Source organism: Chitinophaga sancti, from assembly GCF_034424315.1.
Lineage (GTDB): Bacteria > Bacteroidota > Bacteroidia > Chitinophagales > Chitinophagaceae > Chitinophaga > Chitinophaga sancti.
This window is the reverse complement of sequence record NZ_CP139972.1, coordinates 1368641-1394892: the sequence shown is the minus strand read 5'-3', so window position 1 is coordinate 1394892 and position 26252 is coordinate 1368641. Positions and strand designations below refer to the sequence as shown.

General features: G+C 46.5%; 24 protein-coding genes. 13 read left to right on the top strand and 11 right to left on the bottom strand.

Translation table 11 applies throughout. From position 1 onward, the window contains the following. On the top strand, positions 1-993 hold the full coding sequence (locus tag U0033_RS05080) for a cytochrome-c peroxidase (RefSeq protein ID WP_072363669.1): 993 nt from the start codon (positions 1-3) through the stop codon (positions 991-993). Here U0033_RS05080 and U0033_RS05075 read toward each other — a convergent pair. From U0033_RS05075 to U0033_RS05045, 7 genes are read right to left on the bottom strand one after another with little or no spacing between them, the layout of a single operon-like run. Continuing rightward, a complete protein-coding gene (locus U0033_RS05075) occupies positions 986-2104 on the bottom strand; it encodes an ABC transporter permease (protein WP_072363670.1) in 1119 nt (372 codons plus the stop codon). The two genes, U0033_RS05080 and U0033_RS05075, sit on opposite strands and share 8 nt — an antisense overlap. Next, positions 2101-3192 carry an ABC transporter permease gene (locus U0033_RS05070; RefSeq protein WP_072363671.1) on the bottom strand — a complete coding sequence of 364 codons (1092 nt, stop codon included), beginning with the start codon at positions 3190-3192 and terminating at the stop codon, positions 2101-2103. Before U0033_RS05070 ends, U0033_RS05075 begins: the two co-directional genes overlap by 4 nt. Before the next feature lies 1 nt (position 3193). Next, on the bottom strand, positions 3194-3922 hold the full coding sequence (locus U0033_RS05065; RefSeq protein ID WP_072363672.1) for an ABC transporter ATP-binding protein: 729 nt from the start codon (positions 3920-3922) through the stop codon (positions 3194-3196). Continuing rightward, positions 3919-4815, bottom strand: coding sequence for an ABC transporter ATP-binding protein (locus U0033_RS05060; RefSeq protein WP_072363673.1), 897 nt, complete (start codon positions 4813-4815; stop codon positions 3919-3921). The genes U0033_RS05065 and U0033_RS05060 overlap by 4 nt, the downstream gene beginning before the upstream one ends. A gap of 3 nt (positions 4816-4818) precedes the next feature. Further along, a complete protein-coding gene (locus U0033_RS05055) occupies positions 4819-5712 on the bottom strand; it encodes an HlyD family secretion protein (RefSeq protein WP_072363674.1) in 894 nt (297 codons plus the stop codon). After that, the gene (locus U0033_RS05050; RefSeq protein WP_177318676.1) at positions 5709-6944 is read right to left on the bottom strand and encodes a TolC family protein; all 1236 of its coding nucleotides are present in this window, start codon (positions 6942-6944) and stop codon (positions 5709-5711) included. Before U0033_RS05050 ends, U0033_RS05055 begins: the two co-directional genes overlap by 4 nt. Before the next feature lie 54 nt (positions 6945-6998). Beyond that, entirely contained in the window at positions 6999-7592 is a 594-nt protein-coding gene (locus tag U0033_RS05045; protein ID WP_072363676.1) for a TetR/AcrR family transcriptional regulator, read from the bottom strand. Positions 7593-7982: 390 nt separating this feature from the next. On the opposite strand from U0033_RS05045, the gene U0033_RS05040 reads away from it, so the two are divergent. The 9 genes from U0033_RS05040 to bioA all read left to right on the top strand — a co-directional run bounded on the left by U0033_RS05040 (position 7983) and on the right by bioA (position 19894). Continuing rightward, positions 7983-8378, top strand: a complete 396-nt coding sequence (locus U0033_RS05040) for a (R)-mandelonitrile lyase (RefSeq protein ID WP_072363677.1) — start codon at positions 7983-7985, stop codon at positions 8376-8378. Between the two features lie 325 nt (positions 8379-8703). Beyond that, positions 8704-9438 carry an SDR family oxidoreductase gene (locus U0033_RS05035; RefSeq protein ID WP_218164072.1) on the top strand — a complete coding sequence of 245 codons (735 nt, stop codon included), beginning with the start codon at positions 8704-8706 and terminating at the stop codon, positions 9436-9438. A 268-nt stretch (positions 9439-9706) separates the two neighbouring features. Next, a complete protein-coding gene (locus U0033_RS05030; RefSeq protein WP_177318677.1) occupies positions 9707-10696 on the top strand; it encodes a sensor histidine kinase in 990 nt (329 codons plus the stop codon). Positions 10697-10707: 11 nt separating this feature from the next. After that, on the top strand, positions 10708-11460 hold the full coding sequence (locus U0033_RS05025; RefSeq protein ID WP_072363679.1) for a LytR/AlgR family response regulator transcription factor: 753 nt from the start codon (positions 10708-10710) through the stop codon (positions 11458-11460). A 97-nt stretch (positions 11461-11557) separates the two neighbouring features. Continuing rightward, positions 11558-12898, top strand: coding sequence for a TolC family protein (locus U0033_RS05020; protein WP_245801830.1), 1341 nt, complete (start codon positions 11558-11560; stop codon positions 12896-12898). Between the two features lie 8 nt (positions 12899-12906). Further along, complete coding sequence (locus U0033_RS05015; protein WP_072363680.1) at positions 12907-13965, top strand: efflux RND transporter periplasmic adaptor subunit; 1059 nt, start codon at positions 12907-12909, stop codon at positions 13963-13965. Between the two features lie 52 nt (positions 13966-14017). Beyond that, positions 14018-17137 (top strand): efflux RND transporter permease subunit, encoded by a 3120-nt coding sequence (locus U0033_RS05010; RefSeq protein WP_072363681.1) that lies wholly within the window; start codon positions 14018-14020, stop codon positions 17135-17137. Further along, complete coding sequence (locus U0033_RS05005) at positions 17121-18380, top strand: DUF6268 family outer membrane beta-barrel protein (RefSeq protein WP_072363682.1); 1260 nt, start codon at positions 17121-17123, stop codon at positions 18378-18380. The genes U0033_RS05010 and U0033_RS05005 overlap by 17 nt, the downstream gene beginning before the upstream one ends. Positions 18381-18631: 251 nt before the next feature. Continuing rightward, positions 18632-19894, top strand: coding sequence for an adenosylmethionine--8-amino-7-oxononanoate transaminase (gene bioA / locus U0033_RS05000; protein ID WP_072363684.1), 1263 nt, complete (start codon positions 18632-18634; stop codon positions 19892-19894). Here the strand turns inward: bioA and U0033_RS04995 are convergent. From U0033_RS04995 to U0033_RS04985, 3 genes are all read right to left on the bottom strand, one after another. Beyond that, entirely contained in the window at positions 19869-20444 is a 576-nt protein-coding gene (locus tag U0033_RS04995; RefSeq protein ID WP_072363685.1) for a Crp/Fnr family transcriptional regulator, read from the bottom strand. The genes bioA and U0033_RS04995 overlap by 26 nt on opposite strands. Positions 20445-20685: 241 nt before the next feature. Next, a complete protein-coding gene (locus U0033_RS04990) occupies positions 20686-21420 on the bottom strand; it encodes a type 1 glutamine amidotransferase domain-containing protein (RefSeq protein WP_083571713.1) in 735 nt (244 codons plus the stop codon). A gap of 113 nt (positions 21421-21533) precedes the next feature. Then, positions 21534-22073 (bottom strand): porin family protein, encoded by a 540-nt coding sequence (locus tag U0033_RS04985; protein WP_072363686.1) that lies wholly within the window; start codon positions 22071-22073, stop codon positions 21534-21536. A gap of 173 nt (positions 22074-22246) precedes the next feature. Here U0033_RS04985 and U0033_RS04980 point away from each other — a divergent pair, with 173 nt between their 5' ends. Continuing rightward, positions 22247-23305, top strand: coding sequence for a sensor histidine kinase (locus U0033_RS04980; protein WP_072363687.1), 1059 nt, complete (start codon positions 22247-22249; stop codon positions 23303-23305). A 142-nt stretch (positions 23306-23447) separates the two neighbouring features. Further along, positions 23448-24197, top strand: coding sequence for a LytR/AlgR family response regulator transcription factor (locus U0033_RS04975; RefSeq protein ID WP_072363688.1), 750 nt, complete (start codon positions 23448-23450; stop codon positions 24195-24197). A 341-nt stretch (positions 24198-24538) separates the two neighbouring features. Here U0033_RS04975 and U0033_RS04970 read toward each other — a convergent pair whose 3' ends face one another. Further along, positions 24539-24910 (bottom strand): winged helix-turn-helix transcriptional regulator, encoded by a 372-nt coding sequence (locus U0033_RS04970; RefSeq protein WP_245801831.1) that lies wholly within the window; start codon positions 24908-24910, stop codon positions 24539-24541. A gap of 133 nt (positions 24911-25043) precedes the next feature. Between U0033_RS04970 and U0033_RS04965 the strand changes: the two genes are divergently transcribed. Next, positions 25044-25904, top strand: coding sequence for an SDR family oxidoreductase (locus U0033_RS04965; protein ID WP_072363689.1), 861 nt, complete (start codon positions 25044-25046; stop codon positions 25902-25904). Positions 25905-26252 lie beyond the last annotated feature (348 nt).

The window sequence follows — 26252 nt, the reverse complement described above, 5'->3', positions numbered from 1 at the left end:
ATGAAAGCATTATTCCTCATAACCGGTTTTGTCATCGGGCTCTTTTGCATTAACGGCCCCAGGCCTTATCATATCGACTACCCGGCCTATTTTGGCGGCAATGTATTCCAGCCTGAAGATAACCCAACGACGATAGAAGGTGTCGAATTAGGCAGGCGCCTGTTTTATGACACCCGCCTCTCTGCAAATAATAAAATGAGCTGCGGTACCTGCCACCAGCAAAAGCTGGCCTTTACTGATGGCAAGACATTCAGCCTGGGCCACGATGGTACGTTGCAGCCCCGCAATACCATGGCCATTGAAAACATGCTGTGGGTGAAATACTATTTCTGGGATGGACGCGCCAGCTCCCTGGAAGAACAGGCCCTGGTACCCATGACCAGCGCGCATGAGATGGGCCAGCCATTGGAAACCACGATCCCCAAACTAGCTGCTTACAAACCCCTTTTTAAAGCAGCCTTTGGCAAAGACAGCATTACTGGTGATCTTATCGTAAAAGCCATCGCCCAGTTCGAACGCACACTCATCTCTGATCATTCCCGCTATGATCAATACCTGCAAGGCACATACAAACCGAGTCCTGCCGAACAACATGGTATAGACCTGTTCTATAGCGGCGCCTGCAGCCATTGTCATGGCGGACCAAAGACCTATAGCAACCTGTTTGCCAACAATGGCCTGGATAGCCTTTTTAAAGATGAAGGCCGCCGTACCCTCACAGACCTGGAAGGGGATAAAGGCAATTTTAGGGTGACCAGTCTGCGCAATATCGCCCTCACAGCTCCTTATATGCATGATGGCCGCTTTAAGACCCTTGAAGAAGTATTGGATCATTACAATGAGCACATCATATCTTCTGCTACATTGTCTCCCTTTCTAAGACGCCCATTCACCTTTTCTGCTACAGATAAATCTGATATCATCTCGTTCCTGCACATGCTTACCGATTCTACATTTACCAGTGATCCGCGCTTCTCCGATCCTTTTAATTAGTCTTCCGGTAGTTCAGCACAGCCCAGGTATTCAGCACAAAAGCAAAACACAATATCACACCCAGTTTAGGCAGTACATCCCGCACGCCACTACCTTTCAGTACAATCATGCGCATCACTTCGATGAGATAACTCACCGGGTTGAATCGTGTCACCACCTGTGCCCAGTCAGGCATACTGTCAATTGAAGTAAAGAGCCCTCCCATTAAAATGAAGATCATGATGAAGAAAAACATAATGAACATCGCCTGCTGCTGCGTATCGCAATAAGTAGATACCAGGAGACCAAACCCTAATACCGCCAGCAGGTACACCCAGATAAAACTATACAGGAGAAAGAGATTCCCCGCCGGCACAATGCCATAGGCCACCCTGGCTACAATCAGGCCAAGGGTAAATACCACGTTCCCCAGTACCCAGAATGGAATCAGCTTACCCAGTATGAAATGGTGCTTTTTAATAGGCGTTACATTGATCTGCTCAATAGTGCCCACCTCTTTTTCTTTTACTATATTCAATGCCGTTAGAAAGCCGCCAATCATCGTTACCAGCACAGCGAGTATACCCGGTACCATAAACAGGTGATAGTCGAGGTAAGGATTATACCAGTTAGACGTTGCAATCTCCACTGTTGGTTGTGACTGAAAACGTGCCGGTGCTACCAGTTGTAAACGGATCTCATTGTTGTCATCCCGGATCACATTGCTCAGGTATACCCCGCCCAGACTGGCTTTGGTACCATTGATCGCATTGACCGCTACAAACAATTGCTCATGATTATTCCTGACCAGGTTCCTTTCAAAACCATGTGGTATCTCCAGTAAAAGGTCTGCTTTGTCCTGCTCAATTAAATGCAGGGCCTCCTTATATGAAAACACATAACCCGTCAGCCTGAAGTAGCCCGAAGCCGTAATCTTGCTGATCAGTTTTTGCGAATAGGAAGAGTGGTCATTGTCAATGATGGCCAGGTTTATATTCCTTACTTCATAATTCGCCGCCAATGGCAGGATAAACAACTGCATCACAGGCATGAACAGTACCATTATCAGAATGGAACGATTGCGGAAGATCTGCCTGAATTCCTTTTGTAATAAAAACCGGATCGTTCTCATGATAACCTGATTTTAAAACTTTTAAAGCTCACGAATAATAGTACCACTGTAATCCCTGCCAGGATCAGGGTCTCTTTCCAGATGGCGGAGAATCCAAGCCCCTTGATCATGATTGCCTTTACGATATTGTAATACCATTTAGAAGGCACTACATTGCTGATCAGCTGCAAGGGGAGGGGCATGTTCTCCACCGGGAACATAAAGCCGCTAAAGAGGATGGTAGGCAGCATCATTCCCATCAGGGAAATGAGCATGGCTACCTGCTGTGAATTGGTCTTTACTGATATAAAGATGCCCAGTGTGAGGCAGGTGATGATGAATAAGGTACTTTCTGCAAAGAGTAAAGGGATGCTTCCGTTGATAGGCAATTGCAATACAAAGGTGCTGAGCAGCAAAATCGTCGTCACGTTGATGAGTGAAAGCAGCAGGTAAGGGATGGCTTTGGAAATGATCACCATCAGCGGACTAAAAGGCGATACCAGCAAGACTTCCATGGTTCCTGTTTCTTTTTCACGCACGATCGAAACAGCTGTCATCATCACACATACCAGCATGAGTACGAGTGACATCACACCCGGTACAAAGTTCGGCGCACCTTTTAGTTGCGGGTTATACAGGAACCGGATCTGCGGCGAGATCTGGTAGGGCTCCTGCGTCGCCGTGTAGTCCTGTATGATCGAAGTGATATAACTGGTCAGCGTAGTGGCCGTATTCGGATCTGCCGCATCCGCGATCACCTGGATCTGCGCATGATGTGCATGTAGCAAATCATTGTTAAACCCCTGCGGGAAAATGACCGCCAGCCGGATATCGCCTTTTTTGAAAGCAGCTTCAATACCTGCCCGGTCCATCACGGCATAGGCTATATCAAAATACCTGCTGGCTTTGATCTTACTGATCAGTTGTTGCGAAGCCACATCCTGTGCCTGGTCAAAGATCACGATCTTCGCATTGCGGACTTCATTCGTCAGCGCAAAACCAAAGATGAGGATCTGTACGATCGGCAGGCCAAAGAGGATCAGGAGTGTCTTCCTGTCTCGCAATACATGGGCAAATTCCTTCCTGATAAAAGTATATAACTGTTTCATGTCATTCGCTACGTTTAGCACTGCGGGCCAGCGCGTAAAAGACTTCATCCATGCTTTCTGCATGATAAGTGTTCTTTAAATTGCGGGGTGTATCCAGGGCTTTGATCCGCCCATCCACCATGATAGAAATGCGGTTGCAATACTCTGCTTCATCCATGTAGTGGGTGGTCACAAAAACCGTCACACCCCTGTCGGCCGCATCATAGATCAGGTTCCAGAACTGCCTGCGGGTAATAGGATCTACACCCCCGGTTGGTTCATCCAGGAAAACGATCTTCGGTTCATGTAATACAGCAATAGAAAAAGACAGTTTTTGTTTCCAGCCGAGTGGGAGGGAACCGACCAGTTTCTTCGCTTCTTTTTCAAGACCTAAGTCATGAATGAGTTGCTGGCTTTTGGTCTTTAGCTGTTGATTGCTCAGGCCATAAATACCACCGAAGAAGCGGATGTTTTCTGCTACCGTCAGATCTTCATACAGCGAGAACTTCTGGCTCATGTACCCGATGTTTTGCTTGATCTGTTCTGTTTGTTTGTAGACATCGAATCCTGCGATGGTCGCATTGCCAGAGCTGGGAATAGAGAGCCCGCAAAGCATGCGCATAGCGGTAGTTTTTCCTGCACCATTGGCACCAAGAAAGCCGAATATTTCACCTTTCTCCACTTCGAAAGTGATCTCATTGGTGGCAACGAAATCGCCAAAGCGTTTGGTTAGTTTATCTGTTTCGATCACTGTTTTTCATTTAAGAGTTTAATAAAACAGTCCTCAATAGTAACAGGTGTGGGTTGTATTTCGATGCCTGTAAGCCCCTGTGCATCCAGCTCCTGCCGCAGGTCTCCATCAAAGGTCACATGCGCATATTCACCAAAAGCATAACTGCTTTTTACAAGTGCAGACCCCTGCAGTACCTTCAATAACCGGTGCATCTGGTCTGCTTTGACGGCATATAGCTGATCCGGGAAAGCCGCTACAATAGCCGCCGGTGTGTCGATAGACAGGATCTTTCCATCCTGGATCAGGGCAATCCTGTCACACAGATCTGCTTCGTCCATATAAGGGGTAGATACAATAATCGTAATCTGTTGTTCCTTCAGTTTGCGCAGCATTTCCCAGAATTCCTTCCTGGATACAGGATCTACGCCTGTCGTAGGCTCATCTAAAAACAATACCGTAGGACGGTGGATCAGCGCACAGCACAGGGCCAGCTTTTGCTTCATACCACCGGATAGTTTGCCTGCCCTTCTTTTTTTGAAGGGTTCGATCTGTATATAGATGTCCTTAATCAAATCGTAATTCTCTTTGACCGTGGTTTTGAATACAGTGGCAAAGAAGTTCAGGTTCTCTTCCACTGTCAGGTCCTGGTACAGCGAGAATTTTCCCGGCATATAACCCGCCAGTTTGCGAATGGCCTTGTAGTCTTTGACTACATCCAAACCATCTACAGTGGCAGATCCGCCATCCGGCAGCAGGAGGGTCGTCAGCATCCTGAAGATACTTGTCTTGCCCGCGCCATCCGGACCTATCAGGCCAAACAATTCTCCTTTTTTTACAGCAAAGGATACATCATCCACTGCTGTTTTATCCTGGTATACTTTACGTATTCCATTTACGATGACAGCATCCATACCTTATAGTTTTACCTCTCCGTACATCCCGATTTTCAGATAGCCATCATTGTTAATGCGCACTTTGATTGCATAAACGAGGTTGGCTCTTTCATCTTTGGTCTGAATGGTCTTGGGTGTGAACTCTGCTTTATTGCTGATCCATTCAATGGTACCAGTATAGGTTTTATAAGCATCTTTTGTATCATCCACCAATACCTTTACCTGCTGGCCGGTTTTGACATGGGGCAACTGATCGCCTGTGAGGTAAGCTCTTAAAATGATTGTATTCAGGGCGGCGATCTTGTATATGGCTTTGCCTGGGCTGGTTACTTCACCTGCTTCGGCATACTTGGTGAGCACGGTGCCGTCAACAGGGTTCGTCAGTCTGCATTTCTGCAGCTGGTCATCGATCTGTTGGATCTGTGCTTCCAGTGGAGCTGTCTGATCTTTCAGGTTGGCAGTGGTAATGCCAAGAGAAGATTGTGTAGCAGCGATTTGTTTTTTGACAATGGCCACCTGTGACACCGCATCGTCCAGTTGCTTGCGGGTAGCGGCATCTGCTTTGAGCAGGTTCTCTGTGCGGTCTCTTTCTCTTTCAGCCTGTTTCAGTTGTTCCTGCAAGGCAGCTGTCTGCGCAGAGATATCGGGTCTTCCGCTGAGGACAGCACTCACCTGTGCCTGTAATTGTTTTTTCTTTAAGATGAGTTGAACGCTGTCGATATACGCCACAACCTGGCCGGCTTTTAACACCTGTCCTTCTTCAATATCGAGTGTTTTGATATTGCCGGATGCTTCCGCAGACACGATGGTTTCTACTGCTTCGAAAGTACCGGATGCGTCGTAAGCGGCTTCTTTGTTATTGCAGGCTGTGATGGCAGCCAGGCCTAATATCAGTATAGTGAGATTGCTTTTCATAGATTACCTGTTGTCGTTTGTTGATTATATTGTGAGAGCAGCCATTGCATTTCATGCAGCGACTTATTTTGTCTGGCCAGATTTTCGTCATTCACTTCTTTAAGGAAATCATTGCCGGTGATCACTCCATTCTCCAGTTGGGCAATGGCAGCGGTTTTAACCTGGTTGCGTAGTTTGATGATTGCTTCATCAGCACTCATTAATTGCTGGTATTTGTTCACCGCAGCAGACTCCTGTTGCACGGTCACGGCTGTATTAAACAGGAAGGTTTCTTTTTGCACTGCTATTTCCTGTTCGTTCACGAGGAGCTGCGCCCTTTTCTTTTTCAAGGTATAGAATGCAGAAGGCGACCAGCTGAGGCGGACCCCTCCCAGGTAATAAGCCTGGAAACTATTATCCAGCATATTCAATCCCGGGCGGCCATAGCCTCCCTGGATATAAAACCCAACTTTAGGCCGGGTGCTTACTTTCAATAACTGGTGCTGTAGCAATAAGGTGCTTTGCTGGGCGTCAAAAGAGAGCAGTTCCGGGCGGTGAATGCTGTCGCTGATGGTTAGTGCTGCGGGTTTTTCAAGTGTGTCCACAGGCTGCCCGATGAACAGGGAGAGCATGCGTGCATAGGCTTCCCGGCTACTGGTTAATTCAATATTGCGTTGTTCAGTGGAGAGAATTTCTGCATTGATCAGATCTGCATTACTGCGAAAAGCCGTTCCATTGTCCAATGCTGCCTGCGTTTTTTTGAGGCCCAGTTTAAGATCTGCCAGCATCAGCTCATTTTGTTGCAGTTGTTCATCTGCCAGCAGGATGCCGAAATAGAGCTGGTTAATACGGTCTTTGAGCGCATAGAGGTCTGCCTGCAATTGCTGGCGGGAAACCTGCTCATTGCTCTTTTGAAGGGCCTTTTGGGTGGCAATTTCCCCGCCGTCATAAATTACCTGGTCCAGCTGTACGGTGGCCTTATACTGGTCCTTATTCATCGTGGGGATGTTGATGCCCGGGATGCTAATGGGTACCTGTGTTACGGCAGACTGATAGCTTGCCTGGGCGTTTACGGAGAACTGCGGCAGGTATCCCTTGTTCAGGTTGTCGATGGTGTAGGCTGCCGATTTGCTGATCAGGTCATACCTTTTCGCGAGGGGATAGTGTTGTTCCGCCAGCCGATGGCAATCGGGCAGCGTCAATTGCCCCCGTGCAGGCAGCGAAAACAATAGGAGCAGGAGGTAGTATTTCATATTTAAACACATTATTTAATCAAATGATTAAGGCCGGGGCAAAAAAAATGCAGCTTATTCAAGCATGCATTTCATCCACATGGGAACCAGCTTTTTGCGTTCTTCCATCAGCTGGTTGTACTGTGCATCGTCGATCGCTGCGGTGCCCTGCAAAATAGGCCGGGCGGCAAATGGGAAGATCAGCATGCCCAGGAATGACATCAGGAACTGGACCGGGTCGATGGCCGGTTTTTTCTCTTTTAACTGGACCATGAGGTGGGAGCCGAGCACATAATTATCTACATGCAGGGTTTCCCTTAGCCAGCCGGGGTTTTGCCTCAGTTCACTCAGCACAAATAAGGGCAGGTCCGGGTTTTGAAAGAGCATGTCAATATAGTTGGCAGCCATGCTGGCGAGCTTTTCTTCCAGTGTTTTGCTGCTATCATTGAGGATCGGAGCCAGGATGCCGAATAGCTTCTTCAGGTTTTCGGCCATGATGATCTCGAACAGCTTTTCCTTGCTGCGGAAGTAATAATTCAATAAGGCCAGGTTCAGCCCAGCCTCTTCGGCAATATCACGGGTCTTGGTAGCCGCATACCCTTTCCTGGTGAAAATAGTCCTGGCGGCTGCTTTGATCTTTTCTTCCGTTGAAATGCTCTTATCTTCCATGATGGTACAAAGTAAAGTTAAATTATTGATTTAAACAAATGATTAAAATGGGAGGCATATGATATTTTGAAATTCCTATCCTTCAAAAGGTAGATTCTCCTACAGGTCCTTTTGCTGACTGTGCCCTGTTTTAAGACAGCTAAAAAGGGGAGATATCCCGCAGATAACCCGCAGATAACCCGCCTATAAGCCGCCTTTATCCCGCATCTTTAAAGAGGCGGGTTATCTACGGGTTATCCCCGGGAAATACTGCGGTCACCCTCCTTGCTGAGCCGCTAATCTGGGTTGGAAGGCCCGCAGTTTGATTTCCTTAACTATCTATTTGAATATCATTCAGCCCTTATCCCGCCCTGCCATAACTTTGTGTCCTGAAAAATTGTTAGAACAGTCATGGAAATCATCAGAACTGGCACTCAGCCATCAGGGAAAGGCCCGGCCGATTACTTTACCGGCTCCGTTAGAATCGATCCTTTAAACAATCCACCCGATCCTGCCCGCGTAGCCATGGCCCTGGTCACTTTCGAACCCGGTGCCCGCACCGCATGGCATACCCACCCCCTGGGTCAGACATTGATCGTGACTGCTGGTTGCGGCTGGGTACAGAAAGAAGGTGGACCCCGGGAAAACATTCATCCCGGTGATGTGGTTTGGTTTGCCCCTGGCGAGAAACACTGGCATGGTGCCACCGCTACCACCGGCATGAGTCATATTGCGATACAGGAAAAACTGAACGGTTCCCCGGTAGACTGGATGGAACAGGTTACGGATGAACAGTATAGTCAATAATGTCATGAAGGATGGGGTAATGGAGCAGGTAACGGATGAACAGTATTATCAATAATGTCATGAAGGATGGGGTAATGGAACAGGTAACCGATCACCAGTGTCACCAATAATGTTATGAGGAATAGGGTAATGGAGCAGGCAACGGATGAACAGTATCATCAATAATGTTATGAAGGATGGGGTAATGGAGCCGGTAACCGATCACCAATAATGTCATAAAGAATAAGATAATGGAACAGCTTACCGATCACCAGTATCGCCAATAATATCATAAAGAATAAGATAATGGAACAGCTTACCAATGAACACTATAATCAATAATGTCATGAAGAATAAAGTAATTGTCATCACAGGGGCCAGCAGTGGCCTGGGTGAAGCCGCCGCCCGTTTATTAAGTGAAGAAGGCGCCATCGTCATCCTTGGCGCCCGTCGCGCAGACCGTATTCAAAGTCTTGCGCAGGAAATCATCAGCAAAGGCGGTCAGGCACTGGCCATCGAAACTGATGTTACGAATGCTGACCAGGTCAAACATCTCGTAGACGAAGCTGTCAACACCTTTGGCAGGGTAGATGTCATCATCAACAATGCCGGCCTCATGCCGCAATCCTCACTGGACCGTCTTAAAATCAAAGAATGGGATCAGATGATCGATGTAAACATCAAAGGTGTACTCTATGGCATTGCTGCCGTATTGCCTTACATGCAGGCACAGAAATCCGGTCATATCATCAATGTATCTTCCGTGGCTGGCCATAAAGTTCGTGCCGGCGGCGTGGTTTACTCCGCTACCAAACATGCCGTAAGAGTGATCTCCGAAGGGCTGCGGCAGGAAGTAAAACCGTATAATATCCGCACTACCATCATCTCTCCGGGTGCCGTAGATACCGAACTGCCGCAGAGTGTTGTAGAACCGGATTTCGCTGCGAACATCCAGAAATTCTACCAGGATGTGGCCATCCCTGCCGATTCATTTGCACGCATCGTTGCATTTGCCATCAACCAGCCGGAAGATGTCGATATCAATGAAGTGTTGTATCGCCCTACTAAACAGGAGTATTAGTTGAAAGGTGGCCCTCCGCTCCAGGAGCGTGTATCAAAAGTAAGATTACCCGGATTTACTTCGGGTACCGGGTGGTGAGAATTTTGGTTGCTGAAATCCTCAATGCCTTCAAATTACTTTTGATACAGCTTCCTGTTCATTTCATTTCTCCCCATCGTGCACTTCAGGCCCGATTATGCGCATTTGATCACCGGAACCTTCCTCCGCGAATATTTTGTAAGTACATTTGCAGATGTCACACGCATACCAGTTAAAATGGTGTTTCATCATGATTTTCATCCTCGCCGGGGGAACCATCCTGATGAGGCTTAACGATTTTCACGTTCAGGATTACCGGGCCTTCCTGCAGTACTTTGCTATGGTAACAGGCACCATATTCTGTAGCTGGATGGTACATGGTTATCTCAGGTTACACGAACCCAAAAACGTTAGCAAACAACTCCGCCCTATCGTGCGGATAGCCGCTGGTATGGTTGTCGCCTGCTTCCTCAATTACTTGTCAGTTATGCTGGTGCCGCGCAGGTTTATATTTACAGACAACGTATTTCACAACACCTACGCCGATTTTTTGCGCATCATCATTGGTGCATTCTTTATCAGTATGATTTGCCACATCGTATGGAGTTCCCTGGCAGTGAGCATCATGCTACAAAAAGCGCAACTGGAAAACGAGCACCTCAAACAGGCACACCTCCGTGCACAGTTGCTCTCTTTACAACAACAGATCAGCCCACATTTCCTGTTCAATTCCCTCAGTACACTCAAACATATCGCCCACGATAAAGGCAGCAAAGACTTCGTCGTACAGCTCTCACACGTATACCGCTACCTGCTGAACATCAACGAACAGCAAGTCACGAAACTCGCCGATGAACTGAACTTTATCGACTCCTATTTATATATTCTCTATCAGCGTTTCGAAGGCGATCTGAAAGTACAGATCGATATTCCGGAGCAATATCATTCCTACCTGATACCACCCCTGGCCATTCAGCTCCTGATCGAAAATGCGATCAAGCACAATGCGCTTTCGCCAGAAATGCCCCTGCTGATCAAGATCTTTATACAAAATGAAACCGTCACGGTCAGCAATACACTACAACCTAAAAAGTATCCCGTAGAGAGTACCCGCTTAGGTTTGCAGAATATCAACGAACGCTTCCAGCTACTGTTTGATAAGCAGATCACGATAGTGCATACCGAAAATAGTTTTACCGTACATTTACCGGTCATCAGTCATGATCGCTATTATCACTGAAGAGATAAGCCATGAACGTAATTATCATTGAAGACGAGCGTAAAACTGCCAGGGAACTACAAGACATCCTTACCAGCATTGACAGCGGGATCTGCATCCTGGAAGTATTGCCTTCTGTTGCCTCCGCCATTCGCTGGTTCAGGGAAAACCCGGCACCGGATCTGATATTCTCTGATATCCAGTTAGGCGATGGCCTCTGCTTCGAGATCTACCGCGAAGTAGCTGTCAATGCGCCCATTATCTTCTGTACTGCCTTTGACCAGTACGCTATCCAGTCCTTTGAATCCAATAGTATCGACTACCTGCTGAAACCACTGGAAGAAGCAGTGGTAGAAAGAAGTCTGAAGAAATTTCACCGCATCAAAGATCATTACAACACCTACCAGCAAAGTCTGAACAAGGCCATGACCCAGGTGGAAAACGCCTACCGGCAAACCATTCTCGTACACTACCGGGAAAAGATGGTGCCCGTGAAGGTTGCCGACCTCGCCTTTATACATGCCGCCAATGGGGTAGTGACATTACATACCCGTACCGGGCAGGACTACACGGTTCAATACACCATCGACCAACTGGAGAACATGCTGAACCGCAATGACTTCTTCCGCGCCAACCGGCAATTCATCCTGCACCGCGAAAGCATCACCGATATCGAGCATTATTTCAACCGCAGACTGACCATCAGGACGAATTGTAAAACGCCGGAGAAGATCATCGTCAGCCGGCTGAAAGCACAGGACTTCCTGCGCTGGATAGAGCAATGACACTTCATTTCCCATTTTGCACATTTCATTTACTGATTTGTTCCATTCATTCATATTTAAAATAATAGCTGTGTGGCACTAAGTAGTTTTGTTCTATATGATGAACAAGAAACTACTTGTAGCAGTACTAATGTTGATCACTGGCACGGCTTACGCCCAGGATAACTGGACACTGAAGGGCTGCATTGAATACGGTTTAAAAAACCATCGTAGCAATGTGGTATATGCCAATGAAAAGAAGGCTGCAGATGCCAAAGCCCGTGAAGCACTGGCCGCTTACCTGCCAGGCGTAAGTATCCAGGGCTCTATCGATGATAACCTGAAAGTACAGGAAACAGTGATCCCTGCCGGGATTTTCGGAGACCAGGATATTCGTGTTGCGTTCACCAAGAAGTTCAATACCAACCCGATGGCGCAGCTGGACCAGACCATCTTTGACCAGTCTCTCCTCACCGGCCTCAAGGCGAACAAATACAATAAGGAATCTGCAGAACTGAACGTACAGCAAAACAACGAAACGATCATCTATAATATCAGCAGCGCCTTTGCTCAGATATTCGTATACAGGGAACAGTTAGCGATCCTGCATACCAACTTGGATAACTACCACGAACAGATGGACATCACCAGGCTGCAGGTAGATAAAGGCACTGTGCTGCAAAAAGAACTGGACAAGGTGAGGGTGGACTATAACAACACCGTATCTAAAATACATGTAGCCGAAAGCAACCTGACCTTATCCTACAACCAGCTCAAGTATGAAATGGGCTACCCGCTCACAGATACCATCAAAGTAGATAGTACCGAAGCCGCCAGGTCCTTCAATGGCCTTGCTATTGCCACCCCTGATGCCAGGACATTTGAAGCGGCCAGCCGGGTTGATTATCGCATCTCCCAGGTCAATGAGAAACTATATGCCATTGACGAACAGCGCCTGCGCAACGGCATCTATCCAAGGCTCACTGCCTATGCACGTTATGGTGCTATTGGTTATGGTAACAGCCTGAATGAGTCTTTCAAATCACTGGCTACTTATTCCGCCATTGGCATCAAACTCAACATTCCCATTCTCGATTTTTATAAGCGCAATGCGCAATCTGCACAGGCAAAATACAAGCATCTGAATGCAATCGAACAATTAAAAATAGACGAAGGTAAATACGCCATGGAGTTCCAGAATGCCTGGACTAAAGTGATCCAGGAACAGGGTAATATGGACAATAACCGGCGCAATATTGAACTGGCACAGTCCGTATTCAATACCACCAACCTGCAATACCAGAAAGGTACGACGGATATGACAGACTGGCTCAATGCTCAGAACTCACTCAAAGAAGCGCAGAACAATTACCTGAGCTCCGTATATAATTTCTTCCTCGCCCGCATCGATCTCGAAAAAGCGGGTGGATCACTCAAGACCTTTTACCTGGCTCTATAAATAGTAATATGAAAACGAAGTACATCGTAAGTTTAGTCGTTATACTGATCATCGGATTGATCGTTTACAAACTGGCTGTCAATAAGAAGAAGCTGGATGAGAAGAACAAACCAGCTCCTGTGACCCAGGTACAGATACCGGTAAAGGTAGCAGTCGCCAAAGAACAGCTGCTGGAAATCAACATCATAAAAACAGGTAACATCGCACCCTTCAAAGAGGCAAAGGCTGTAGCCATGACAGCTGGTACGCTCACTTCCGTGCGCTTTGAACTGGGCGACCAGGTAAGGCAGGAACAGGTACTCGCCATTACGGATACACGCCAGGCACAACTGGAACTGCAGAAAGCAGAAACCGATGCTGCCAAACTCCGCAATGACCTCGACACATACACAGAACTGCTGAAAGGCAAAGCTGCCACACAGGAGAAAGTAAATGAAATAAAGAACAATTACCAGACTGCCCTGAACCAGGTAGACCAGGCACGTAAGAAAATGGCAGATGCCGCCATCAAAGCGCCTACCAGTGGTATTATCAGCGCGAAGCCGGTAGAGCAGGGCGTATTTGTAAATGGAGGTACTGAGATCGCTACCATTGTGAATCTCAGCAAAGCAAAGGTACAGGTGAACCTTACCGAAGCAGAAGTATACAAGGTCGCTACTGGTCAGAAAGTAAAGATCACCACGGATGTATACCCGGGCAAAGCGTTCTCCGGTACGATTAGTTTTATCAGTCCGCAGGCCGACCAGACACACAACTACCTCGTAGAGATCATGACAGACAATACCACGCAGTCCATTCTCCGTTCCGGTACATTCGTATATGCTGACTTCTCAAAGAAAACGCAGGAACAACTGCTCGTGATCCCGAGAGAAGCCCTGACAGAGAGTGCGAAGAATGCTGCTGTGTATATCGTAAAGAACAATGTAGCACGCCAGCAAGCCATTCAAACCGGCAATGAAATGGGCGGGATGATGCAGGTGATCGGTGGTTTGCAGGCAGGTGACACCGTGGTTACTTCCGGTCAGATCAACCTGAAAGATGGTACTCCTGTTAGTGTGTCAAAATAATACATTCATGAAAGAAGGCATTCACACCTGATTTCAGAAAAAACAGTGCTTCATGTCAATAGCAGAAATTGCCGTAAAACGGCCTCTATTAATACTTGTAATATTTACGGTGCTGATACTTTTCGGACTGGAATGTTATCATAGCCTGAACTATAACCTGCTGCCAAAGATGGAAGTGCCGACTGTAACAGTGAGCACAGTCTATGCAGGAGCCTCCGCTTCGGAAGTGGAATCATCCGTGACGAAGAAACTGGAAGATAAATTTGCATCAGTAGAAGGATTGGATAAGATCACGTCCAAATCGCAGGAAGGCGTTTCACAGGTAGTGATCGCTTTCAAAAGCGGTACGAATATCGACGAGGCAGAAGCCGATATCCAGCGTAAGGCAGATCAGGCACAGAACGACCTGCCAAAGGATATCGACAAGCCATTGGTGAATAAAGTAAACCTGGAGGAAGCGCCGGTGGTGAAAGCTGGTGTCACATCGACACTCGCACCCCGTGCGCTGTATGACTTAGTAGATAAACAACTGCGTCCTATTTTACAAAACGTATCCGGTGTAGGACAGGTGAACATCATTGGTGGCGATGAACGTGAGATCCAGGTGAACGTAGACCAGCATAAACTGAACGCCTATGGGATAACTATCAACCAGGTAACAGATGCGGTGAACTATGCGAACCAGTCATTCCCTGCGGGTAGTATTGAAACGCAGAACCAGCAGGTAACGATCCAGTACGATGCGAACGTGACCTCGGTAGCGCAGATCCGTGACCTGATCGTAGTACAGCGTCCTGGTGGTGGCAGTGTATATTTAAAAGATGTAGCAGAGGTCGTAGATGCGACAGCGAAAGCAACAGCAATCAACCACATCAATGGACTACCTTCTATCGGTATCCAGATCGTAAAGCAATCTGATGCGAATGCTGTGAATGTAAGTCGTGATGTAAAGAAAGCATTTGCTACCCTTGAGAAGCAATATCAGGACAGCAAAGTAAAGTTCACCATTTCTTCTGATCAGTCCACCTACACCCTGCGCTCTGCGGATGCGGTAATGGAAGACCTGGTATTGGCGGTGATCATTGTTGGCATCGTGATGCTGGCATTCCTTCATAGCTTCCGTAGTTCTATGTTTGTGATGGTGGCTTTGCCTTCTTCCATGATCCCTACCTTCATTGCCATGTATGTGATGGGTTTCTCGCTGAACCTGATGACGCTGATGGCGCTCTCGCTGGTAGTAGGGATCCTGGTGGATGACTCCATCGTAGTACTGGAAAATATCTACCGGCACCTGGAGGCAGGAACAGACCGGAAGCAGGCGGCCCTGGATGGTCGTAATGAAATAGGCTTTACGGCGATGGCGATCACACTGGTGGATGTGGTGGTGTTCCTGCCACTGGCTTTGTCAGGGGGCATTATTGGAATGATCCTGAGAGAATTCTCCCTGGTGGTGGTGATCTCTACGTTAATGAGTTTGTTTGTATCATTCACGGTAACGCCTATGTTAGCGAGCCGTTTCGGAAGACTCGAACACCTGACCAAAGATACCTGGTGGGGCCGGGTGAACCTGGGTTTCGAGCATATCATTGACGTGGTGAAAGTGAACTATGGTAAGTTATTAAGGGTTTCCCTGCATAAAAAACGTTATCTCTTGTCTGGTGTGATCATACTCATCATTGGATCGATCATGCTGGTTGTCAAAGGCTTTGTGGGTGCTGCTTTCATTCCTTCAGGAGACCAGGGAGAGCTGATGATCAACCTGGAGCTTTCACCGGATGCGTCTATTTACCAAACGAATATGCTCACCCGGCAGGTAGAGAAACAGGTACTGGCGAGGCCGGAAGTGGACAAGGTATTTTCCAGCATCGGTTTCCTGACCGGTGGTGTAGCGGGTACCGGGAACAATAGTAACAGGGCGGAGCTGACGGTAACACTGGTAGACGCGAAGAAAAGAACGATGACGGCAGAGGAGTTCGGGATCATGATGCAGCGGGAGCTGACAGCCAGTGTGCCGGGTGCGAAAATAACGGCATCTCCGACTTCCATCACAGGTAATGCCAGTGCAGCGCCTATCCAGATAGCAGTGAAGGGGGTGAACCTGAAAGACGTGCGTAGTGTGGCGGAGCAATATATGAAGATCGTAGCTACGGTGCCGGGTACACAGTTTGTGCAGTTGTCAGTCAAAGACCCGAAGCCACAGGTAGAAGTGAAACTGGACAGGGAGAAGATGACATTGCTGGGATTGAATGCCAGCCAGGTAGGTGGTGCATTGCAGAATGCGTTCAGTGGAAATGACAAGAGCAAGTTCAAGCAATCCGGCAATGAATATAATATCCTCGTGAGCTTTGATAAGTTTAACAGGTCTGATATCAGTAATGTAAGAAACCTTTCTTTCACGAATAATGATGGGCAGAGTTTTGTATTGAGCCAGTTTGCCGAAGTAAGAGAAGGTACTGGTGAAAGTGTGCTGGAACGCAGCGATCGCCTCAATTCCATCACTGTCAATGCGAATGTGGCTGGCAGGCCTACGGGTACGGTGGCGACAGAGATCAAAGAAAAAGTGGCTGGTGTAAAATTGCCGGAAGGGGTATCTATAGAATACCTTGGTGATGTAAAGAACCAGGGAGATGCCTTTGGTAGCCTGGGGCTGGCGTTAATTACGGCGATCCTCTTAGTGTACCTGATCATGGTGGCGCTGTATGAAAGTGTGATCTATCCGTTTGTGGTATTGTTCTCCATCCCGGTGGCATTGATTGGTGCTTTGCTGGCACTGGCGCTGAGTATGGAGACATTGAATATCTTTTCAATCATTGGAGTGATCATGTTGTTAGGTTTGGTGTCGAAGAATGCAATCCTGATAGTGGACTTTACGAATCATTTGAAAGAGAAGGGCACGAAAGTAGAAGATGCGCTGGTGGAAGCGGGAGAGGAGCGTTTACGCCCGATATTGATGACGACACTGGCGATGATATTGGGGATGTTGCCAATTGCAATGGCCAGGGGAGCGGGTTCTGAGGTCAAGAATGGGATGGCGTGGGTGATCATTGGTGGATTGACGAGTTCAATGATCCTGACATTATTTGTGGTGCCGGCGATGTACCTGATAATTGATAAACTGAAGATGAGATTACAAAAGAAAAAGCAACCCGCATACCATGAAGTGCATAGCTAGTAGTGTAATATTTCTGTTTATTTTGCCGCTGGTGTCGAATGGACAGGGGGCGGCTGCGAGGGCGCGGTTGGCGGAGGCGTTTGTGAGGGAGAGAGGGGTGGATTCGGTGGGTGTGAAACAGGGAAGCGTAGGTGAAGTACCTGCGGTGGGTAGGATGACAGATTCTGCGGATGGAAAGGGTGGTGTGGGTGTGAAACCTGGAAGCGTAGGTGAAGTACTTGCAGTGGGTAGGATGACAGATTCTGCGGCAGGTGGACGTGTGATTGATTCGCTCCCGAACCCCCATATAGGCGATCTCTCTATGAAAGCCCGCATGGCTGATTCACTTGCAAAATTCCGCAGGGTTGATTCCATCAAAAAGGCCATGATCGTAGATGCGCTATTGAAGAATCCGAACCTGCGACCTGCTATGATTTCCACAACTTTCATCAGCAGGGGCCAGCTGGAAGGCAATTTCAAAGGGCGTGAATTATTGAGTGGAAATTTCGCACAGCGTCGTACAGAAGTATTCCTCAATTTGCCGGTCAAAAACTGGGCTAGGCAGGGAATGGTTACTGCTTCTATCTACTATGCGCGTACGAATTACCAGTTGTCCGATGTTAAAGGAGTGGATATCAAAGACCCCTCACTTTCCAGGAATACAATTGGTCTGACAACGGCCTACCGCAGGGTAGATTCCCTGTTCGGGCGGGTGTTCGTTTCTTCGGCCAGCCTGGTATTGCTCACGGGTGATGGTGGCGTTATTAATAAATATGCTGTGATGGGCAATGGCATGTTCCTGCTGAAAAAAACGGAACAGACCACATTTATGCTGGGTGCACAGGTAATCATAGACCCGACATCAAGTATGCCGGTCATTCCATTGATGGTGTACCAGCGACAGTTAAAAAATGGCTTTGATCTGAATATCACCATGCCCCAGCAACTTACATTGCGGAAGACGGTGAATAATCATCTGTGGGCCAGTTTCGGAACAACGATGGTGTCATCTGTATCTTTCTTCAATTTCACCTCTCCGAATGTGCCGAGGAATGCGAACTTCAGTTCATTGGATCTGAAAACCGGGCCTGCGGTAGATTATAAGCTGAATAAGTTGTTGTTGTTAGGCGTGAGTGCGGGCTTGTGGACGCCGGTGATGTACAGGCAGTATGGGAGATGGGAGAAGTCGAATCATTATTTCTTTGATGGGAAAGTGGATACGACACCATTTATCAATTTGAATTTATCAGTAATACCTTTTTGATAGTTACAAAATGTGTAACGCAGTTGTAGGTTTAAGCAATGAGCCCGGTAGTCATACCAGGCTCTTTTTTCTTTCAGCAGGGGTTGTTTTTTTATTGGATAAAGTGTTTATGTTGTTTGGGTGCTATCAGGGGAATATTTGGGCAATGAGTTTGGCTCAAGGTCTGCAGGAAAGGAAGCCTTACATTTTGTAACGCAATATTAACCAACGCTGTCTAACCCGTATCTTTTTAATACATTACATTTGCCACCATGAAATTATGGTATCCGTACAAACAGATGAGAGACCTCGGGCAGGTACCCGTCATGGTAGCCGGCAATGGCACGCAGATGATCCTGGAAGATGGCCGGATTCTCATTGATGGCATATCTTCCTGGTGGGCGGTGATCCATGGTTATAATCATCCAGATATCAATCACGCACTCATTGACCAGATCAATCATTTCTCCCATGTCATGCTGGGTGGCTTATCTCATCCTCCTGCACTGGCCCTGGCCGATAAACTGGTAGCGGTTGCACCAGCTGGTCTGAATCACGTATTCTATTCGGACAGCGGATCCGTAGGGGTGGAAGTGGCCCTCAAGATGGCCCTGCAATATTGGAAAAATACCGGCCATACCGGCAAGCACTCAATCATCTCATTAAAAAACGGCTATCATGGTGATACATTCAAAGCCATGGAAGTAGGAGATGATTCCGATTTCTCCAGTGCCTTTGCAGATGTATTGCACCGTGGTTTCTTTTTGGATACACCTGCGGGTGGTTTCCATGCAGACACTGCAACTTTACAAAAAGATATAGATGCTTTAGAAGGCTTGTTAAAAGCACATGCCACTGAAATTGCCTGTTTCATTCTTGAACCTATTGTACAGTGTGCCGGTGGTTTCCGCATCTATTCACCTCTATATTTAAAAGCAGCAAGAGAACTGTGTGATCAATACGATGTACTGTTGGTATTTGATGAAGTAGCCACCGGTTTTGGCCGTACGGGTAAACTATTCGCTGCGGAACATGCGGGGATCACACCAGATATCATGATTATTGGAAAGGCCCTTACAGCAGGGTATATGGGGCATGCGGCTACCCTGGCAACCACCCGTATCTTCAATAGTTTCCTAGGAGAATCATATGAAAAGGCCCTCATGCACGGTCCTACATTCATGGGCAATCCACTGGCTACTACAGTAGCTTTAAAAAGTATTGAGATAATAGAACGAGATCATTACCTGGATCGCATTGCGGCAATTAATGCCCTTATCCAGACTGAATTTGATAAAATAAGTTCTCCTGCGATCGCTGACAAAAGGATTGTAGGAGCCATCGGTGCGATCGAGTTGAAGGATGACAGCATGATGGCAGGATTTAGAGACTTCGCTATTGCTAACAATGCCTGGCTGCGACCTATCGGCAAGGTAATGTATGTGATGCCCGCTTATATTATTACTGATGAGGAATTATTGTTTTTAATCGGGGTAATGAAGGAATGGATCAGTCGTATTTATGTAAACGGCTAAGGGTTTCTCTTGATACCCCCAGGTAATGTGCGATCATCTTTTTCGGTACCCGCTGAAACAATTGCGGGTATTGGTCCAACAACAATTCATATTTCTCTTTGGCAGAATTCCTGAGTAAGGAAAGGACTCTTTTCTGGGTGGCCACGTAGCCACTTAGGGCTTTTCTTTCATAAAAGGTCAGCATCTCAGGTACCTGGCGGGCCAGGGCAGCACGGGCTTCCATGCTAAGCGATAATACAAAACAATCTTCCAGCGCCTGTACATCCATTTCTGCATTGCCGTGTTTTGCATAGGCAGGGTAGTCAGATACCCACCAGTTCTCCATCGCAAATTGTATGATATGTTCTTTGCCTGCATCGTCATAGGCGGCTGTTTTCAGACAACCCCGGACGACGAAATATTCCGCGCCAACTTTTTGCCCTACTTTGATGAGGTATTCCTTTTTGGAAAGGGAAACGGGTACAAAGGCATTGAGCACGATCTCAAATGCATCATCAGAGAGGGTAACCAGTTCTTCGATGTGCTGGCGTAAAACAGAGGCATATTCCATTTTGTAAAAGTACAAAAAGAAATATGCCTCTTTTATCTCATTATTCAGGTTAGTGGGTGTTTCCTTTAACCAGGTGGTCCGCTGTTCTATTTATAAATTTGTGGGGAATGGGAATACTTCGTTCCCCGGCATAGCATCCAAACCTATTTCCTCATCCGCACTTTTATCACTTCCTTCCTTCAGCTTGTCCATTGCGCGCGCTATAAATTCGCCTGAAATATAAATACCTTATCCCCCAAACCTATTTCTTCAACGCCTCCTTAATCGCTTCCCCAACTTCCTTCGCTGACTGCGGGTTCTGCCCTGTAATCAGGCGCTGATCCACCGTCACATGCTGCTGCCATGGACCTGACTTCTCATAAATCCCACCTCTCTTCTTCAATTCATCCTCCAACAGGAAAGGCACCACTTTCGTCAGTTTCACAATCTCTTCCTCCTCATTTGAAAATCCATTCACCTTTTTCCCGGCTATCAGGTACTTCCCATCACTCAGCTTAACATTCATCAATCCCGCCGGCCCGTGACAATCTGCCGCCACTATACCCTTTGCCTCATAGATCTTTGCTGCAATCGCCGCCAGTTCTTTATTCTCCGGCAAATCCCACATTGCGCCGTGTCCGCCTGCATAGTAAATCGCCACATACTGCTTTGGATTTACTTCGGAAGGTGTCATGGTATGGGAAATCTTCTGCTGGTATTGAGGATTCTCCCAGAATTCCTTATTCACCGGATCGTTCAGGTCAAACCCGTCCACCGGTGGATTGCCGCCTTTCGGACTCACAAAATCAATTTCATATCCCGCGTCAGTCAGTACCTTCCATGGATGCGATACTTCCCCTAAAAAATACCCCGTTTTCTCGCCAGTGCTACCCTTGGTTGCATGACTGGACACTACAAATAAAATTTTCATCTTCTGTGCTTTTAAAAGTCCGCTGCTCATGAATAACAGCGCAGCCAATAATAATTTCATTTTCATACTGCAAAATTCACCCCTTAGGACCTAAATAAGTGTGACCTAGATCACCAATTTGATGAGACAGCGAACTGGCAACAATACCTTAAGACCCTCCCCTGGGCAGATTTGCGCCCCTAAAAAATATAAAACACACTTCCCTGTGCCACGCCACTTCTAAAATCACCACTCATCCCTGCCTTTGACACACCGGCTACATACCTCACACCAAAACCCAATCCCATCTTACTTTGATACCCAAGGCCCGCTGCCGCGCCAAAATCCAGTTGCTTAGCCAGCCCTTCCACATCTTCGTGCAGGCGCATACCCGTCTGTCCACCTGCCTCAAAATACAAGCCAAGGTTTGTACGGTATTTTAACAGGATCGGCACAGTGAGGTAATACACTTTTCTATCTACATCTGCTATCTTCGCTCCCTGGGAAGAAAACAGGAACTCCTCCTGTACAGATAACTGCTGCGTACATCTGAAATTGACAATTCCCCCTGCATGAAATCCAATCAATGGATCCGTTTTAAAATCTGCATGTACATAATCACTGTAGTTAGCACCGGCTTTCACCCCAACACTCAGCCGGCTTACAATACCCTGTACGAATGATTGTCCGGATGAATGTGCAGATGCCAGTACGAACGAAATGACGAGTAGTTTTTTCATTGTTGTTGTAATTTTTAGCAAAGTTGGCGCATCTGCGGGGGGAGGGCTAGCACATTCACTACGAACCGGACAATTTGAAACACCAGGCGGAAGCTGCCGTTTTACTGCCTGTTTTGTCCGTTTCATAGCGGGGGAATGTGCAGGTTTATACCTCATTATAGTACCTTTATCCTATGGCAAATCACCTGTTAAGAAAGAAATTGTTCCGGTATACCATCCTGATTTCCTTATGCATAACAGCATTTGTATACATCTTCGTGTTCATCTTCAGCAGGCGTCAACATGCTTTGATCTATCCCTTGTTTGTGGGCAGCCGCTTCTGGATACAGGGCATGGTCAATATCTATTTATATGAGCGCCTGTTCCATGGCATGCCGATTTCGAACAGCAGGCAAAAGAACATCCTGCGCTATATCACAGGTTATATCATCTGTTTCCTTTTCTTTTTCTGCACAGCACCTTTGGAACACCTGGTTTCGCCGGTGCCGCCGATGCCGGATCATCATTGGTCATTAATAGAAAACATCCCGTCTATGTTGTGGCAGGCGGCTATGAACCATGGGCTGGTGACCATCTTTCAAAACCTGCTCATACTGGAATATGAAAAATCGAATACGGAATTGGAAAATTCAAGACTGAAAGCCGCGAACCTGGAATCTGCTAATTTGTTATTGAAGCAACAGATTCATCCGCATTTCCTGTTCAACGCACTGAGCATGATGAAGAGTTTATACCGGGAAGATGTGGAGGCGGGCGAAGCGTATCTTTCTCATCTCGTGAATTTCATGCGGGCTTCATTGGCAGATCATCAAAAGAAAATAGCTAGATTGTCTGATGAGATCAGGTTGTGTAATGACTATATTGAAATGCAACGCATCCGTTTTGAAGATGCATTGGTCGTTACGGTTGATATTCCGGAAGAGGTTTTACAAAACGGTTATGTACCTTCGTTTTCATTGCAATCTTTGATAGAAAATGCCATTAAACATAATGAAGTAACTGAGGCATCGCCGTTGAAAATCAGCATTTTCCTTGAAGAAGGGCGGATTGTTACACAGAACAATTTACAGCTGAGAAGATTGATAGAAGGATCTAGTGGGAAGGGCTTGATAAACCTGATTGAGCGGTATAGGATCTTTTCGGATGATGAGGTGATTATCCATCAGGATGGGGGGCTGTTTATGGTGAGTATAAAGGTGTTGTATAATGATGCCGGGCCGGGTGGGAGGTAGGGCAGGGGAGTGTTTAGGAGGTACTGGTGGGGGACGGAAAATCGGGAATAGTCTTTAAGGATAAAGGCTGTGATGGAATGAGAATGCCGGCCGGAATAAAAGCCAGGTATTGAGTAGCGGAATGAATAATAATTTAGCAACAATGAAGCTGGTCATAATAGAAGATGAAAAAGTAACCGCCAGGGACCTGGCAAGAACGATCCTGCAATCTTTCCCCGATGCTGAGGTTATAGACATCATCAGTACCGTCCGGGAAGGTATCGCATACTTTTCTGACGATACGCAGGTCGATCTCATATTCTCTGATATTCAACTCGGTGATGGCTTGAGTTTCGAAATCTTCTCCAGGGTAGAAATAGATATTCCCGTTATTTTTTGCACCGCTTTTGATGAATATGCATTAGATGCCTTCAGGGCAAACGGGATCGAATACATCCTCAAGCCTTTTGACAAACAAGCGGTAGCTGCGGCTATTAATAAATACCTCACTTTTACCGGTAAGCGTACATCCTACAAAGCGCTTGAAGAGATCTTTATAAACCGGAAGCCATCAGAACCAGGAGCCGTATTGGTATACCAAAAAGATAAGATCTTCCCGGTGGCGATTGATACCATTGCGTTCTTTTACCTGAAAAATGGAATTGTCTACCTGACAACTTTCGATAAGAAAACATACCCGCTCAATAAGAACATGGAGGAACTGACGAAACTGACGGAGCCTTTGTTTTTTCGTGCGAACCGGCAATACCTGGTCCACAGGAAATCAGTGCAGGATGCTTCCAGTTATTTATCAAGGAAGTTGTCAGTAACGTTGTCTATACCCGTACCGGAAACAATTACAATAAGCCGGGAGAAAGTCGCTCAGTTTTTAGAATGGTTGACACAGGCATGATTACGGCTAAAAAAATGTGCATGCAGGAAATGCTTTCCACTTAATTTTTTCTATTTTCGCAGCATGAGATCATTTATCGTCACTTTTATTTTTACAATCGTCATAGGTATTGCTTACAAATGGATGATGGATCCACCTATAACCTGGGCTAAGGTTCCTCAGGTGATTACGGTCGCACTTGTACTGTCTTTGTTTTTTTCGCTGGTGACGAGGCCGAGACAGAAGTAGGTGGCTGATGACCCCTACCTCCCGAACAATTAATCCTGCACTTCGCGATTGCTTCAATCACAGTATTCAAACTCTTTCCCTGCAAGGTCAGCTCAAAATCCGGATAACAAAATCTATCGTTCAAACAACTGCTTCCTGTAATTGATCCCCCACTTCGCCATCGCCTCAATCACAGTATTCAAACTCCTTCCCTGCAAAGTCAACTCATACTCCACCGTAATCGGCATTGTATCCAGCACCGTCCTGCTAATCAAATGATTCATCTCCAGGTCTTTCAGCTCCTTTGACAGCACTTTCGGCGCTATACCGGCCAACTGCCTTTTCAAATCCATGAACCGCATTTTCCCCCTGTAATACAAGGCCCCGATAATCTCCGTCTTCCACTTTCCGCTTAACAACTCCTGCGTATCCCGGATCCCAATAATCATTGCCTGGCACTCTGGTGTCAATGCAGGGGCTACAACCTGAGGAAAATCTGTTTTCAATCCTTAATATTTTGTAACAAAAATAGGAACATTACCAATCAGTTACAAATTAGTAACTAGTTACCAAAAGGTAATGGGTTACCATTTGTAAACAGCTTCAGCTAATTTTGGTAAACAAATTAAAAACTGGAATATGATACTAATAACCGGAGCAGCCGGAAATCTTGGCTCGGCTATCATCAACAGCCTGTTAAAGAAAGTGCCTGCTAATCAACTGGCGGCATTCGTAAGAAGTGAACAGAAAGCGGAGCAACTGAAAAAACTCGGCCTCAATATCCGTATTGGTGACTATAATGATATTGCTTCTTTGGACAATGCTATGAAGGGGATTGAAAAGGTCCTCCTCATCTCAGGTCTGTCTATGGAAAGACTGAAAGAACATACAAATGTAGTAGATGCAGCAAAAAGAGCAGGTGTAAAACAAATTGTTTACACAGGTGTGACGATGAAGGATGCTGCTGTGAGTCCGCTCAAAGTGCTGATGGAATCTCACTTCCAGACAGAAAATTATATTAAGGCAAGTGGTATTCCTTATACCTTCCTGCGTAACACCCTGTACGCAGAAGTGATTCCTTTCTATATTGGCGACCAGGCCCTGAATACGGGTATTCATTACCCCGCAGGTGCTGGCAGAGTGCCTTATGTATACCGCCCGGATCTGGCTGATGCCACGGCAGTAGTATTGACGAATAAAGGTCATGAGAACAAAACCTACCAGCTCACTGGTGATCAGCTGTATTCATTTACAGATGTAGCAGGTATGTTGTCAGAAGTGTCTGGCAAACACATTGCTTATACGGATGTAGATCCTGTTGCTTTCGAAAAGCACATGAAGGAAATTGGTGTGCCTGAAATAGGGATTATGATCAGTACAGGTTTTGCTGCAGCGATTAAGCAGGGGGATTTTGAAGTGGTGACTGCTGACCTGGAGAAGTTGCTGGGTAGGAAACCTACGCCGGTGAAACAATACCTGAAAGCGCATTATGTAGGTTGATAATTATTGAAATGCACGTGCTGTATATCGGCGCGTGCATTTCAGATTTTTTGAAGTCTGATTAACAGTTAAAGTCTCTTTCTGAAATTTATTTTCAGGATCCCAATAGAAACTACTTTGTCTATCTGACAATACCTCCTTAAATGTCTTCTAAATAATTCCATCGCTTCCCAAAGGAGCTTTCATAACCTTTTTCAAAGAATTCCATATTGTCCATCTGACAATACCTCCTTAAATGTCTGCTAAATAATTCCATTGCATCATCGCTTCCCAAAGGAGCTTCCTTACCCTCCTTCAAAGATCCCCATATTGTCCATCTGACAATACCTCCTTAAATGTCTTCTAAAT

What these genes read in the sequence shown, in the direction of transcription:
- U0033_RS05080 (WP_072363669.1), top strand. Translation starts at nt 1, where the DNA reads ATGAAAGCATTATTCCTCATAACCGGTTTTGTCATCGGGCTCTTTTGC.
- U0033_RS05060 (WP_072363673.1), bottom strand. Translation starts at nt 4,815, where the DNA reads ATGGATGCTGTCATCGTAAATGGAATACGTAAAGTATACCAGGATAAA.
- U0033_RS04965 (WP_072363689.1), top strand. Translation starts at nt 25,044, where the DNA reads ATGATACTAATAACCGGAGCAGCCGGAAATCTTGGCTCGGCTATCATC.
- U0033_RS05005 (WP_072363682.1), top strand. Translation starts at nt 17,121, where the DNA reads ATGAAGTGCATAGCTAGTAGTGTAATATTTCTGTTTATTTTGCCGCTG.
- U0033_RS04990 (WP_083571713.1), bottom strand. Translation starts at nt 21,420, where the DNA reads ATGAAAATGAAATTATTATTGGCTGCGCTGTTATTCATGAGCAGCGGA.
- U0033_RS04975 (WP_072363688.1), top strand. Translation starts at nt 23,448, where the DNA reads ATGAAGCTGGTCATAATAGAAGATGAAAAAGTAACCGCCAGGGACCTG.
- U0033_RS05030 (WP_177318677.1), top strand. Translation starts at nt 9,707, where the DNA reads ATGATTTTCATCCTCGCCGGGGGAACCATCCTGATGAGGCTTAACGAT.
- U0033_RS05040 (WP_072363677.1), top strand. Translation starts at nt 7,983, where the DNA reads ATGGAAATCATCAGAACTGGCACTCAGCCATCAGGGAAAGGCCCGGCC.
- U0033_RS04985 (WP_072363686.1), bottom strand. Translation starts at nt 22,073, where the DNA reads ATGAAAAAACTACTCGTCATTTCGTTCGTACTGGCATCTGCACATTCA.
- U0033_RS05055 (WP_072363674.1), bottom strand. Translation starts at nt 5,712, where the DNA reads ATGAAAAGCAATCTCACTATACTGATATTAGGCCTGGCTGCCATCACA.
- U0033_RS05045 (WP_072363676.1), bottom strand. Translation starts at nt 7,592, where the DNA reads ATGGAAGATAAGAGCATTTCAACGGAAGAAAAGATCAAAGCAGCCGCC.
- U0033_RS05025 (WP_072363679.1), top strand. Translation starts at nt 10,708, where the DNA reads ATGAACGTAATTATCATTGAAGACGAGCGTAAAACTGCCAGGGAACTA.
- U0033_RS05020 (WP_245801830.1), top strand. Translation starts at nt 11,558, where the DNA reads ATGATGAACAAGAAACTACTTGTAGCAGTACTAATGTTGATCACTGGC.
- U0033_RS04980 (WP_072363687.1), top strand. Translation starts at nt 22,247, where the DNA reads ATGGCAAATCACCTGTTAAGAAAGAAATTGTTCCGGTATACCATCCTG.
- U0033_RS05035 (WP_218164072.1), top strand. Translation starts at nt 8,704, where the DNA reads ATGAAGAATAAAGTAATTGTCATCACAGGGGCCAGCAGTGGCCTGGGT.
- U0033_RS05050 (WP_177318676.1), bottom strand. Translation starts at nt 6,944, where the DNA reads ATGAAATACTACCTCCTGCTCCTATTGTTTTCGCTGCCTGCACGGGGG.
- U0033_RS05075 (WP_072363670.1), bottom strand. Translation starts at nt 2,104, where the DNA reads ATGAGAACGATCCGGTTTTTATTACAAAAGGAATTCAGGCAGATCTTC.
- bioA (WP_072363684.1), top strand. Translation starts at nt 18,632, where the DNA reads ATGAAATTATGGTATCCGTACAAACAGATGAGAGACCTCGGGCAGGTA.
- U0033_RS05015 (WP_072363680.1), top strand. Translation starts at nt 12,907, where the DNA reads ATGAAAACGAAGTACATCGTAAGTTTAGTCGTTATACTGATCATCGGA.
- U0033_RS04995 (WP_072363685.1), bottom strand. Translation starts at nt 20,444, where the DNA reads ATGGAATATGCCTCTGTTTTACGCCAGCACATCGAAGAACTGGTTACC.
- U0033_RS05070 (WP_072363671.1), bottom strand. Translation starts at nt 3,192, where the DNA reads ATGAAACAGTTATATACTTTTATCAGGAAGGAATTTGCCCATGTATTG.
- U0033_RS05010 (WP_072363681.1), top strand. Translation starts at nt 14,018, where the DNA reads ATGTCAATAGCAGAAATTGCCGTAAAACGGCCTCTATTAATACTTGTA.